The 13,261-nt window shown below is 35.0% G+C and carries 12 protein-coding genes; 5 read left to right on the top strand and 7 right to left on the bottom strand.

Annotated elements, in window-relative coordinates:
• Positions 1–82 precede the first annotated feature (82 nt).
• Together L3V41_RS14595 and L3V41_RS14590 are read left to right on the top strand one after the other, a co-directional pair.
• On the top strand, positions 83–643 hold the full coding sequence (locus tag L3V41_RS14595; RefSeq protein WP_237128009.1) for a hypothetical protein: 561 nt from the start codon (positions 83–85) through the stop codon (positions 641–643).
• Positions 644–1,169: 526 nt separating this feature from the next.
• Positions 1,170–1,829, top strand: coding sequence for a hypothetical protein (locus tag L3V41_RS14590; RefSeq protein WP_237128008.1), 660 nt, complete (start codon positions 1,170–1,172; stop codon positions 1,827–1,829).
• A gap of 193 nt (positions 1,830–2,022) precedes the next feature.
• On the opposite strand, the gene L3V41_RS14585 is transcribed toward L3V41_RS14590, so the two are convergent.
• The 5 genes from L3V41_RS14585 to L3V41_RS14565 form a co-directional block, all read right to left on the bottom strand.
• Positions 2,023–3,351: a HipA domain-containing protein gene (locus L3V41_RS14585; RefSeq protein WP_237128007.1), complete on the bottom strand. Its 1,329-nt coding sequence runs from the start codon at positions 3,349–3,351 to the stop codon at positions 2,023–2,025.
• A 2-nt stretch (positions 3,352–3,353) separates the two neighbouring features.
• Positions 3,354–3,644, bottom strand: a complete 291-nt coding sequence (locus tag L3V41_RS14580) for a helix-turn-helix domain-containing protein (RefSeq protein WP_237128006.1) — start codon at positions 3,642–3,644, stop codon at positions 3,354–3,356.
• A 170-nt stretch (positions 3,645–3,814) separates the two neighbouring features.
• Positions 3,815–4,165: a hypothetical protein gene (locus tag L3V41_RS14575; RefSeq protein WP_237128005.1), complete on the bottom strand. Its 351-nt coding sequence runs from the start codon at positions 4,163–4,165 to the stop codon at positions 3,815–3,817.
• The gene (locus L3V41_RS14570; protein WP_237128004.1) at positions 4,158–5,303 is read right to left on the bottom strand and encodes a hypothetical protein; all 1,146 of its coding nucleotides are present in this window, start codon (positions 5,301–5,303) and stop codon (positions 4,158–4,160) included. The genes L3V41_RS14575 and L3V41_RS14570 overlap by 8 nt, the downstream gene beginning before the upstream one ends.
• Positions 5,304–5,822: 519 nt before the next feature.
• Positions 5,823–6,410: a hypothetical protein gene (locus tag L3V41_RS14565; RefSeq protein WP_237128003.1), complete on the bottom strand. Its 588-nt coding sequence runs from the start codon at positions 6,408–6,410 to the stop codon at positions 5,823–5,825.
• 366 nt (positions 6,411–6,776) lie between these two features.
• On the opposite strand from L3V41_RS14565, the gene L3V41_RS14560 reads away from it, so the two are divergent.
• The 3 genes from L3V41_RS14560 to L3V41_RS14550 are packed head-to-tail and all read left to right on the top strand — an operon-like array spanning position 6,777 to position 11,524.
• Entirely contained in the window at positions 6,777–7,418 is a 642-nt protein-coding gene (locus L3V41_RS14560) for a class I SAM-dependent methyltransferase (protein WP_237128002.1), read from the top strand.
• 60 nt (positions 7,419–7,478) lie between these two features.
• Positions 7,479–8,597: a cysteine desulfurase family protein gene (locus L3V41_RS14555; protein ID WP_237128001.1), complete on the top strand. Its 1,119-nt coding sequence runs from the start codon at positions 7,479–7,481 to the stop codon at positions 8,595–8,597.
• A gap of 11 nt (positions 8,598–8,608) precedes the next feature.
• A complete protein-coding gene (locus tag L3V41_RS14550; protein WP_237128000.1) occupies positions 8,609–11,524 on the top strand; it encodes an NB-ARC domain-containing protein in 2,916 nt (971 codons plus the stop codon).
• A 59-nt stretch (positions 11,525–11,583) separates the two neighbouring features.
• Here the strand turns inward: L3V41_RS14550 and L3V41_RS14545 are convergent, their stop codons facing one another.
• Both L3V41_RS14545 and L3V41_RS14540 read right to left on the bottom strand, forming a co-directional pair.
• Positions 11,584–12,789 carry a DNA sulfur modification protein DndB gene (locus L3V41_RS14545; RefSeq protein ID WP_237127999.1) on the bottom strand — a complete coding sequence of 402 codons (1,206 nt, stop codon included), beginning with the start codon at positions 12,787–12,789 and terminating at the stop codon, positions 11,584–11,586.
• The gene (locus tag L3V41_RS14540; protein WP_237127998.1) at positions 12,789–13,259 is read right to left on the bottom strand and encodes a GIY-YIG nuclease family protein; all 471 of its coding nucleotides are present in this window, start codon (positions 13,257–13,259) and stop codon (positions 12,789–12,791) included. The genes L3V41_RS14545 and L3V41_RS14540 overlap by 1 nt, the downstream gene beginning before the upstream one ends.
• Between the last annotated feature and the right edge of the window lie 2 nt (positions 13,260–13,261).

Genomic DNA, 13,261 nt, shown 5'->3' with positions numbered 1-13,261 from the left:
TTCGGGGGATAGCTCTATAGCCATAGAACTTTCAGCGCTTTTGGCGCTGGTGATTTAAATAAATTATTTAAGGTTATTTATTATGAAAACCCCATTTGAAACAATTAAAGATCTACCACCGATTATCATCTTTACTAATTCAAATTATGAGTTAGGTATTAGCTTTCCACTTGAAATAGGCATATTTGTTAACGGTGAAGCAACATCATTTATTATCAGGCCGCAGTTAAGTTGGCTTCTGGGAGAGTATGACGATAGAGCTGCGCAAGGTAAGCCATTGTCTTATTTTTTTGAAAATGGTCTAGAACCAGATCAGATAAAAGCAGCAGTAGAAAAATTGACTGCGGAATCAGAATTTAATTTCTATTTACGTGAAGGTTATGACCCTCGATTTTTTCATTTTTTGGAGTTGGACGAAACGAACATTCGAAATATTGATCATATCGACACGTTTGAAAATTATGATCAGCGATATGATGAAATAAAAAGACGTGTACATGCTCAAAATTCAAACATGTACTCTATCAAAGATGTTGTTAAAGTCGTCGCTGAGCAAACTTTTGATAATTTGAAATATCAATGTATGTATGACCTTCTTAAAGCTTGCCGTAATGAGCATCCATTAGGGGAAGAAAACGTCTAAAAAGTCTGACTTATAGTGAAAAATACGAAAAAAATATTAAATATTTATCCTAAATTTATTAAATATTTAAGGCGCCTACCTTCACTATAAGTTCTTGCTAAACAATTGGTTATATATCTTTATTCAAAAAAATATGTTATAACTATTATAACGATTGTAACCATTATAAAGTTATATAACCAATGTAAGAACAGAAAGGCTCTTACGTTGAGTTTTTAATATAATCTCAAAAATCACGTCAAAATTTTTCGTGGCATACTCGGCAAAATGCATGTCAAACATGGTAAGAGCGTTGCCAAACTTGGCAAAAAGTCTGTCAAAACTTCACACTCTGTCAGAGTGAAATCGATAAATATTTACATAAAATAATATTGTTCCTTTTTTTCCAAAATATTTAAAAAAAACTTAGAACTATTAGTCCGCTAGTATCGGATCGGCCTTTTAAAAGAGTTAAAATTAACCTTGTTGAATTAGTTCATTTAGCTAAATCGTCAACACTAACTTTAATTCAAAAAGAGGTATTCACTTGATAGTAAAAAATCTAATAATCACTAAAAAGAATCGTAAATATTTTGCGGCTGAAGACAATGGCTATCAGTGCAAATTGTTAATAGATGATAGGTCAAAAAATCTCGATATAGGCGAACATGAGCTACTTGTGGAAGATATTTCTGTTCGATCAAAGTATGGAGCCGACTTAATTTACAAGCTTCATGAAGAGCATACTGAAGTTGATATAGGTAGCGTAACGACACTCCGCCACTATGCATACAATCAAATGTTAGTAGAAGAATGCAGAAAATTGAATGGGCGCTGGGATAAAGAAAATAAAGCATGGGTATTTTCTTCACTTCTGCAAGATAGAGTTGAAGAGTTAGATGATGTTTTTAACTCAGACTTAATCGATATTGAGATGACAACATTATCCGCTATATCAAAAAAGAATGACGCATTATTCACGTTTGGTATTCCGGTTTGTCGAGCAAGGGATAGAGACAGCGGTGCTAAAGTCTGTGACAATGTAGCACTTATTTCAGGAAAAATATCTTCTGGGGGAAGCAGAAAGAATTGGTGCACTGAAGTTGAATCTGGCACTCGATTCAGATTTAAAGTTCCGCAAAAACTGTTTGATCTTCATGTTGATGATTATCTTTCAGCAGGTGAAGTCACCTTCACAAAACTATAATCGCTCGTATAGTCCCCAGTAAAAAGTCTTGGGGGCTATTACGAGATGAAGCCTATATTGATTGGAGCTATAGACAATCAATATCTTATCTATATTCAATATTTATTTTGTCTTTATACTTCATCTAGAAGTAATCTCATTCTAGTAAATCGCCAAAAACTGATTCCACTAAGTGGAATGATTAATTCTTTATCTATACTTCTATATAAGGCAATTCAACTGCTTGAGCTTTTAAGTACTCAGTCCTTAATAGTATGTTGTCGCTCAGTTGCTTAAAATAGCTAATATCATCTTCAGAAAAATGAGATTGGGTATTCAGGCATTCAATCAAGGCTCCAGTTGATAGTTGTTTTATCACTTTATTTGCCATGTCAGTTAACAACCTAGATAATAGTTTTTTATTGATATCACATGTTTCTGCGAAATCAGCCAGTTGATAAGCGTGGATATCATTAGGTTCAAACTCATCTCCCATAGCCATCGCTAACACGTGTTTAAATTGAGGGAACATGGCGATGTTCACTAAATCATAGGCGGGAGTGAATCGTGCGTTATTTCTATCAAAGAATAGTGAAACATTCTTGCCGTGGCTGTCGTAGTTGCTGATCATTAAATTAAAGAGTTGCCAATTTATCAGCCATTGCTTACTTTCAATTGGCGAAGACATATGTTCAGTGAATTCAAATAGCTTTACTAAGCTAGCTCCGTCCCTAATATGTTGAACATCTCTTCCGTCACCTAAGTTTCGCTCGTATTTATAGTCTCTTGGTAAATTCAACGCTTGGCAGCCATCGATAACATGGCGCCTCATTACTTTGTTGGAGTCGGCAACATATTTGCGATCAAATCGTTTTACGATGAGCGATGAGTGTGGCCCAAATTGTCTATACTCAACATCAGCAGTTGGCAATCCAATTGCACCAGAGAGCTTCATACAAAAGAATTCGTTCAAGACGAGATTAGAACAGTTTTTCTTTTCAAATTTTAAAATATGGGTAGAGCAGAGAGAGCCATCACCAAAGCCAATATTTCCTTGCTCATCAATAAAGACATTTAGTTTATCTTGAACTCCGGCCACGCTGAGACGTGGCTTATCGTCCCATGTGAGTAGGCCAAATTCTTCTTTATTGTCGAGCCTAGTAATTAACTCTTCTTCTTCAAGTATTCTAAAAGACGGCTGATTTTGTTCTTCTTCAGATGGCGGTAAAAATGTCACTGCCCCGGCTAAGTCATTTCCAATGGCACGTACTTGCGAATAAACATTTTTCTCTGAGACTCCCAGATTTTCAGCTAATAACTTTCTCGCTTCTCCTTCTGGCAAGGCATTATCAAGAAAATTATAAGCGACCTCTGGTGAGTGTTGATTATCCAATGATAAATAGGGAGATATAGCAAAACCTTCGTTTTGCCACTTGGGTGAATAACTTAGTTTTAATAAGTTGGTGGTGTTGTCTAAAGATAAATTTCCAATTACTTGACCAGCGTATTTGATTTCTAACCTGTATGCGTCAGTTTTGGTCATATCTAAACCCACTCATCGTGAGGTGATGACACCTTTTCTAAAGGTGTTAATTCTTTGGTGTTTAGCTTAATACCCAATCCGTTTAAAACAGAAAACACCGCTGATAGAGTGCAGTTTGAATTTCCGTTTTCTATACGTGATAAAGTATTAATTCCAATCCCGCATAGAGCAGCACAGTCTGCTAATTTTAGGCCGAGTTCTGTTCTTTTTGCTTTTATGAGTTGGCCCAGAACTTCTGCACTATCTATGTATGCAGAGCTAGGCATTTTTGAAGCTGTTACTTTCTTTGCCATCAATCGAACCTTACTGAAATTAATCACCGAATATAGTGATTATAGATAGGCTCTAGAAATTTACAACTATAATCACCGATAAGAGTGATTATATAGTTATCTTGAAAAGGGATGTCAATAAACAACCGATAGTGGTGATTAATTTACTGATTAACAAGCGGCAATCCATTTCAATGTTGATTTTTGTTGAGCTGCTTTAATATGTCTCTCATCTCAATAATACGTTTGGGAGAGTAAGCCCCCGTTCTCATTACAACAAATTCAGCAAGTGTTAATTCGAAAAACTCTGGATTATCATCAATAACGTAACAACTGCCGCTATGTGTTATTACTTCCGATTTCTCTCCTTTAATATGTCTAGTAACTATTTTGGAGGTGACAATTTGCTGAAATGCTCGAAAGCGCAATGTTTCATCTTCTATTACGCTTCCGGTTAACACGTCAGCTAAGTGTATTTTTTCAAAATCTTTGTAATCAAATACTGAGACGATTGCAGCATTTTTTAAATAAGTTTTATCCATTGACTGGAGTTAACTCTAACAATTCGATGCTGTTAAGAGGTCGGAAGTAAGTACAAAATTTGGAACCATTAAATTCTAGTAAGTCGTAATTAGAATCCCAGTGAGACAAAACATGAAAATTTGTTTTGGAAACATAATCATCATTTATTTCAGATAAACGGGCCTGAAGAACCAAAGCTTGTTGACCAATTCTTACAATAAACTTTTGTACCTCTTTAACTAGCTTCAAATGGACATTAAGCTCTGGTTTGCGCCATTCAGACACTAATTTATCATGAGTTCGAATACCAAAAACTAAATATCGAGAACCTTCAATCATAAAGGTTGCGTGTTCTAACCTATCGCTTGCTGCTGTATTTTTGGTGAACAACTCAAGTGTCATAAGCAGCCAGTCATGATGCTTATCTAATGAATTACCTTCAGATATACACCCTTCGTAGTCATTTTCTTGCTGATGTTTAACAAGGTGCATGTAATGATTGACGTTATCTATCGACAGCTTTTCAAACGGATATTTTGTAGCGATAAACCGAAAGTAACAATTATTAAGCTTAAAATCGGCATACTGCACAAAAAGTGGGTCTTCCAACGCATCAAAATAAGGTCGCCATTCAAGTCTAAAGTTACCCTCAGTATTCATAATAAATTTAGACTCACCGTGAAGGCTAAACAATTTATAAAGGTTTGAAATCAATGTAAGCGTTGATACTTTTACAGTGTTCAAACTTTCAATTCGAGAAGCCATATTCTCAATCTCAATATGAAGACTTTTGACAAGAACTTCATCTTCATACTCATTTATTAGCAAGTATTTCAATTGTTCATGGTCTATTTCATATTGGAGATCGAAATTAGAAAAAGTTTGCTCCAAAATTTTAAGAGCACCTGAAAATGTTTTGCAGTTATATACCCCTTTAACAATTGCTTCTTCAGCCAATGCTGTAGGTAGTTCGAATAAAGCTTCAAATTGCTTAACTTGAGTGCTGAGTTTTTCTTTAAGTTGTGAAACTGAAATCAAAAGTCCTCCAAATAAAGTGGAAAATGAGACTGCAACTACGACGCAGAAATTGTCATTGCCCGCTCTAAAAGCCAATAAAGTAATAATTATTCTAGAGTTTTTAATCCACCAATCAAGCATTATTTTCTTTTAAAAACATGCACTTAGTACACGATGGGTACCTTTGAAACAAATGCTAAAAATCCAAATTGCGCAGTTGCAGGGGGGAGTTACTACTCAATGGGTACTAGATTTTAGGTATTTTTTTGCAAAAAAAATTAACTTGTTAGGGCATGATTAATTTGTACATTGGTTTTCCATATTTTTTAAATGTGATCACAAAAAGTGAAGATTTGACTGGACTAAATTCTAATCTGTATCAAATAAATATGCGTTCTACATTTTCTATTTAGTGAATCAATACTTCAGCAACTCAAAATAAATAAGCCATATTTAATTCATATTTATCTAATCTATACACGATAAATATTTGTGTTAATCACACCACTTCGTCCAATAAGTTTGTTTGTTTGTTTGTTTGTTTGTTTGTTTGTGGTGAGTTTATTAATTCGCGAGGAGCTGGGAGCACTAAAAAATCTATAGAGTGGCCCCATCACAAATTAACAGCTTCCGTTATAGCTGTTAAATTGGATTTGTTTGTTAAGCTTTAGCCTCCCTTAGCATTTGTGTTAGTTCGGTTAGTTCGTCAATACGTAACTGACGTTCGTTTAAAAGTTCTGTTTTTCCTCTCAACCTATCTCGGAGCTTTAAAATAGTTTTCTCATTTTCAAACTGTTCATTCGGCTTACTTTGCTCTTCATATAGCTTCATTCTGAGTTTATCGTTATCCAATTCCAGACTTCCAATAAAAGCTTCAAGTTCATCAATTTGAGCATAAAGATTCTGACCTTCAACCTCAAAGTCTTGTTTTATTAAGTTCACTTTTTTGTCAGCCATATTTCTGATCTTTTTATCTACTTTTACTAAAATTCCATGTAGTTCTTTAGATATTTTATCGTTCAATTCAGCAAGTAATTCCTCGACCTCTGGTTCTAAAACATGCGGCTCATCGCTGTCATATACCTCTGGCCTTCCATTCATTTCTTGTTCCCATACCTCCATCAGTCTTTCTGGTCGTCCTTTGCCAATTACCTTTTTCAGTTTATAGCCACTTACCGTTGAGCCTGTGCGCTGTATTTCAAATCCGGCATCAACTATTTGTTGAGTGCTAACTTCACTGGGTCTCATTATTTTTACCTCTTACTATTATATTTTTAATTCTAAATTTGACGTGTTTTTGACAAAACACATTTGGTATTTTCCACATAAAAGAAGAGCTTTCAATTCAAGAAAACTAATAAAATCAAGGCTTAGAAAACGTCAATTTAAATTAGTAAATTTTCCAGTTAGTTATAGACGGAAAAAAATAAAAATATTTTATAGGCTACTAGGACTGATAGAAAGTGAGCCTCACTTTGAGGCTGGCAAAGATAATTAAAGACAAAAAGCCTTATTTGCTGCATGATACAAATATGTATAATCTTGTTTGGTTTACTAAAGTAATCATAAGGTTAGTCAAGGTTGGCACAATAGTGAAAGCTCAGGGAAAGTTAATTGACGGCAAATTTTTATAATGAAAACGCAAGTAATTTAACGCAGCAATACCTCTCAAAAACATTTGATGAGGTTCATCAAAGCTGGGCAGATTTTTTGCCATCAATTATCTCTAATCCCAACGCAAGAATTTTAGATCTTGGTGCTGGATCAGGACGCGACGCTAAATACCTAGACGAATTAGCCCAAGAAACTCATCGAGACGCCAACAATATTCAAGTCCTCGCAGTCGAGCCTGCCACCGAACTACTAAAACTTGGTCAAAGAACTACCGAAGGCACCAAGGTTAAGTGGATTAGTGACTCTCTTCCCGCGCTTACTTCCGTTACAAAATTAGAAGTTAGTTTTGACCTTATATTGCTAAGCGCGGTGTGGATGCATATTGCGCCCAGTGAGCGTGCTCGCGCTATTAGAAAACTGGCCAACATCCTCAAACCGGGTGGAAAAATTGTTATATCGCTTAGGCACGGTCAAACTGAAGAAGATTTTACTCAGCGCAAAATGTATGTTGTGTGTGCTGACGAGCTAAAGAAACTAGCGTCAGATGCTGGACTGTTTTGTAAGTTAGAAACGCCCAAGGAGTCAGATAAAATTGGTAGAAATCATGTAACTTGGCAAACACTTGTTTTGCAGCCCAATTAAAGAAGTCAAACCTAAATTATCTTGATAGTATAGTTACATTAACGGTTCATGAAAAAACTTATGATCTATTTAGACACAGCAGCCTCTTATCCCTTACTTCCTGAAGTAAAAGAATGCCTTATTCATGCTTTTGATAATGCATACGCAAACTCAGCTTCTAGTCACACTCTTGGGGAACAAGTTTCTAAACATATCAATGAAGTGAGAGAGCTGTTAGCAAATGAAATAGGCGCATACCCCAGTGAAATCATTTTTACCTCAGGGGCAACCGAGTCAAACAATATTGCATTTAAGAGCCTTTTATTAACCGAAGCAGTCAAAAATAAAAAGCATATTGTAACCACACAGGTTGAACATAAATGCATATTTGCCATTACAGAGTATTTAGTAACTCTGGGGTATGAAGTTACTTATGTAAAACCTAATTCAGACGGATTGATCACAGCTCAATCTATAAAAGAGACTATCAGACCTGATACTGCATTAGTTTCAGTAATGCATGTAAATAATGAATTAGGGACCGTTAATCCAATTGAAGAGATTGGACTGTTGTGTTTTGAAAACGAGATTCTATTTCACTCAGATGCCGCTCAAAGCTTTCAAAAAGTTGAGATTGATGTTGATGATTTAAACGTTGATATCATGTCTTTTTCAGCTCATAAAGTTGGTGGCCCTAAAGGAATTGGTGCTATTTACATAAGGGATTTAAGACATAAGCAGCTAACTCCTGTAATACATGGAGCGGGACAGGAAGAAGGTATTCGCGGAGGAACAGTGGCCGCGCCCTTAATCTTAGGATTTGGAAAGGCTATTGAGGTATTTCAATCATATTACTCTGATTTTTCAGCCAACCAAATTAAGAAAAAGTTTTTAGAAAAACTGAATTTCCTAGATATTCAATATATAGTAAATGGAATCAATACGTTGCCCCATTGTATCTCGATTACATTCCCAAATGTTGATACTGAAACTTTGATCAGAGACAATGAAAATGAGCTTTGCCTTGCACAAGGCTCAGCTTGTTCATCTAAAGAGATCGAGCCGTCTCACGTATTAACATCAATCGGATTATCAAGGGAAATGGCTGATAAAACTTTTAGGATTAGTTTCCCACTTAATATAACTCTTTGTGAGATAGATTTTTTAGTTAAAGAGCTATATAAACATCAATTAGTTTAGGATCACCAGTCATGGATGATAGAAATGACAATGCACTTTTAACTCCTGACGAAGCAGCAATATACCTAGGAGTGACAAGAGAACTAATATTCAAATACACTAAAAATAATTTCGCAAGAGGATTCAATAAGTTACCTTTAAAGTCAGAGAGTATAAATGGGCGAACCTTATTTAGGTTATCAATGTTAGATACTTTTGACTTACAGTTAAGAGAAAAGTGGTCAGATAATGCTAAAACTAGAAGTTCTATACCAACGTGTATAAGGGACCATTTAATTGCTGAAAGTTTCAATGAGTGCAGTCGCTGCGGTACTGGAAATGGTATTGAATCTGCACACATCATACCTTGGTCTGAAAGCTTATCACATCACCCATCTAATTTGATACGCATATGTTCTAGCTGTCATATCGAACACGATATAAATAATAGTTTATCAACAAAAGAGCTTCAACGTTTGAAAGAGCAACTTATTGCTAGAACTAGAAGAAATATTCAGACTAAGTTGAGGACAAGTGCCGCCTTTCCTATTCCACAAACCTGCAAGAACTTCGTAGGACGAAAAGAAGAATTAGAAAAATTAAAGAGTTGTATCCAATCAAATGAATCTATTGCTATTGTAGGTGTTGGAGGGATCGGTAAATCTGAGCTGGTTAAAGAAGCTTTGAAAAAGCAGCACACCTACAAGCAAACAGTATGGGTCAATGTTGAAAAATATACAGATACTAAAAGTATTATTTCTTCTTTAAATACAGAATTAAATATAAACCTACCAGATGTATCAATATTAGATATCGCAACTTGTCTAGATGAAATACAAGCATGTATTGTATTTGATGGAATAGAGCAAATTGGAAGTAATGAATTAGAGTCTCTAGAAGATTTTTTGTCAGAATTGAGTTTATCTACTAAATCAACGCAATTTATAATTACAAGCCAAGTTAAATTGCTTTGCTTCATACCGGACAAAGAAATTTGCGTTTTCAAGCTAAATTCGGAAGAATCAAGCACTTTATTTCACTTAGATTTCAAACATCCTTTTCGGAAAGATGATTTCGTAGAGTTAATTGAATTTTGTAATGGTCACCCTCTAGCAATTAAAATAGCTACATCTATTGCTAAATTTTACCGCTCACCTGACGCTGCATTAGACGCAATAAAAGAAAAGTCTTTTAATATACCGACAAGAAGTAATTTAAATAAAAGTACGTCTCTTGAAGTGTGTTTAGCTGTTGCATATGACGCTTTGAATGATGAATCGAGAAAACTCTTGTGGATTTTGTCTGAACTACCAAATGGGATATTTGATATATATATAGATTCACATTATCTTAATATTGACTCAGTAGAAGAATCTTTCGCTTACCTAAAGCTATGGACTTTGGTAGAACCAATATATAAATTCAAATCCTTTAATCGTATAGGTGTTTTAACACCTATACGCCACTTTGTAAGAAATAAAAGTTATTCAAAAGAAAATCTCCATGAACTCGAAAAAGTGTTTTTAAACTTAGCTGAATTGCATAGTGTTTGGCTTGCCGCGACTGAATACGCTAATAGAGAACCTGAAAGACTTGGAGTTTACTTATCAAGGATAAATCAAGAACTCGATAATTTATTAAACTTTATATTAACTACATGTGAAAAATTTCGTCACCAAACTCTAGTTGATGCTGCAATTAGCATAGGTATGACGATTATGAAATATTTCTTTGTTTCAAATGAGCCTCAAAGGGGAGGCTTGATGTTGGCTCAATTAATCAAGTTATCAGAAGAAGCAAAGGTATTTACTGGCGTTGCAACTCTTTTAGCTCAATTTTTGAACCTAGCGATAAGATCATCAAATACAGAAATGATTGCTGAAGGAAAAGGATATATCAATTCCTTCGACGCTGTTATTGCAGAGCCTGAAAAGTACCCAGAGCTTTTTTTAGCAAAAGCAATGGCTGAAAGTGAGCCAAATAACATTGAAAAATATGCTTTACAAGCGTGTGAAGCATATAAATCAATGATTGCTCAAGAATCTCATCCTAATGAGAGGATCAATGATTTAAATAATGGACTATCTGATGCTTTAGGCATATTAGCTAGTGCACATTTAGAACAAAACAAAATATTGGAAGCTAAAAGCACTTATTTGCAAGTTTTGGAACTATGCAATGGTTCACACATTGCTTTAAATAGAGGACAAACTTTGCATCAGCTCGCAAATTGTGAAGCTTATTTAGAAAATGATGCAGGTGCTATCGAACTTTATTTGGAAGCTGCATCCATTTTCGAAAATGTTGGCATGGCAGAATACATTGGTAATTCCATATGCGAAATAGGTTATTGCTACTTAAATTTAAAGAAAATCCCCCATATTCCGAAAAAGGTAGACCTCGAATTTGCATTAGATGATTTATACATAGAATTTAAACAGTTATTTGAGAAAAATAAGTTGTTTGATCATCATTATTCAGGAAACTTAATTAGAAAACTAGCTGGTGTACATTATGTTTTTACTTTGACAGGAAAAAGCGAGAATCTAGAAGATATATTCGATAAATTATTCGAACAGCAACTAATTCCGTTGTTGAAAAAGACTAGTGATGCCAATTTAAGAGAGAAAATAAACTTCTCTGTTTCTGCTTTGTATTTTGTTTTAGTCTCTGGTTTATTAGCAGCCAAAGCTGAAAAGGAAAAAAGTAATGCAGGTAAAGCCAGCTTAGAAACCATAAGTCAGTTGTTTAATTTGTTCGTAGAGTACCCAACTTCTAATTGGCTTCGAGATGTTACTCGTATATACGAATGGTTGTATTTATTTTTAACTCATAATTTAAAAATTAATAAGCAAGTAGTAGTGCGCTTGATTGAATTTATTAAGAACAATGATAGCGGGCTAATTCATGACGAAATCGATTTACAGGAATTATTTGTTGGATATTGAAAATTTAAAACCTTAAAATCTCAATATCCCAAAAGCACTTAGTGATTTAAACCTATATGCTACCCCCTTAAGTGAATTAGCTCATCTAAGTTCTGCGCATTCCTCGTTGTTCTTGCCTCATGTCCACAGAGCCTCAACAACTGGGTTTCCGCCATTACTAACTTGCTTGTAATCATGGTTTCCCCAATTGGATCCCATAGAATATTATGCCAATCGTGAGAACTAATATTCATATCAGCTTTCAACAGCACAGAAATAGCAGCCTTAGTATCAAATCCTCTCGAAATTAATAATTGGGTAGCTCTTGCAAAAGCTCTTTGCCCAACAGGTCTAAATAATAAGTGGTTAAGCTCTTCTCTGTAATATCGTGCAGTATTTTGTTGTTCCTTGAATACTTCTTTAAGCTCTGAGCACTCTTCGAGAATTTCATCAAGAAAAGATATTACATCTGAAAGATGTTGTTGTAGCTCATCATCGGTTGGTCTTTTGGACTCAAATTGCTTTTTGTTGTTGCCATATAAGTCTTTTGATATCTCATACAGCCCTACAACACTTGTAATAATTTTTTCATCTTTTGGAGAAATAGAGCCTGTGCTTGTATAAGAAATGTGTTGTCTTTCATCTTCAAACAACCAATGTTGGTCGATGAGATTTCTTGTCACAATTGCAAAACCGTTATCTTCATCTAGAGCGATTGTTGCAGACTTTGATACTGGCTTAGCTTTTTTGTTGACTGTAGTAAATAGCCTTCTGGTTCTTAATTTACCTTCTTGACTAGACTCATCATGCGCAACAAAAATTACATTTATTTCGTCTTTAGCAATACTGTTATCTTGACCAAGTTTATCTAAGGCCTTCTTAATACCGGATACCCTATGTTGTCCGTCAATAGCAAATAGCTTTTCATCGCCTGACAAATGAAGTAAGCCAAGTTTACCTTCAACACTGTCTCTTTGCTCTTCAGATAGTTCAAGTTGATCAATTTTAAAATTTATATTAAGTGGCGCCCAATTGGGCCTTCCATCATAAACTCCAATAATGAGAGACCCCAAAAATCTCTGTGGTGTATTTTCTATATATTTTGCAATATCATCTGAATGCGAATCAATAGCTTCGCGTTGAATCCACTCTGATAAACCTTTTCTGGTATGGATCTCATCAGGAGACTTCACAAGTTTATTAATATCTTTAAATGACATAGACGTAATGTAAGTGATCCAATCACCCACTATTGATCTAATTGCAGGCAATAAAGTTGTACTCATCAAAAGGCCCTCATAACTTGGCTAGTAACTGCATCATATTGTTTATTAAATGGAGGCCTTAAAGCTTTAAGCATTTCTTCTTCAAATTGCTCAGCTTGCTCTACATTATCAGTGGTTGAGTAATAATACTTAAAATGGCCATTCCATCTATTTAACATTTTCCAAATGTGGGGTCTGGTTGAGCGTTCAAAATCTTTACCTAATTCTGAAATGTACGCTCCTATACGTTGATATAGATTGGTCGCTTTTCCTATATAAAAAAGTCCATTAGCGGGCACTAGTGAAAATAAGTTAGGTTCAACAACAAATGCATAAACCCCCGAACTATTGGGTATTAAATTGCGAGGGTCAGGAGGAAAGTCAACGATTTGCCAATCCAAAACGAAGTTTTGAGAGTCTTTCCAAGCTTGTGGGTAAAACATTACCTTTATTTGGTGACTTTCAATAATTGCTAAATCAATAACGTCCATAT

This window comes from Pseudoalteromonas sp. L21, from assembly GCF_021728035.1.
GTDB lineage: Bacteria > Pseudomonadota > Gammaproteobacteria > Enterobacterales > Alteromonadaceae > Pseudoalteromonas > Pseudoalteromonas arabiensis.
The sequence above is the reverse complement of the archived record's forward strand: the minus strand, read 5'-3'. Positions and strand labels throughout refer to the sequence as shown.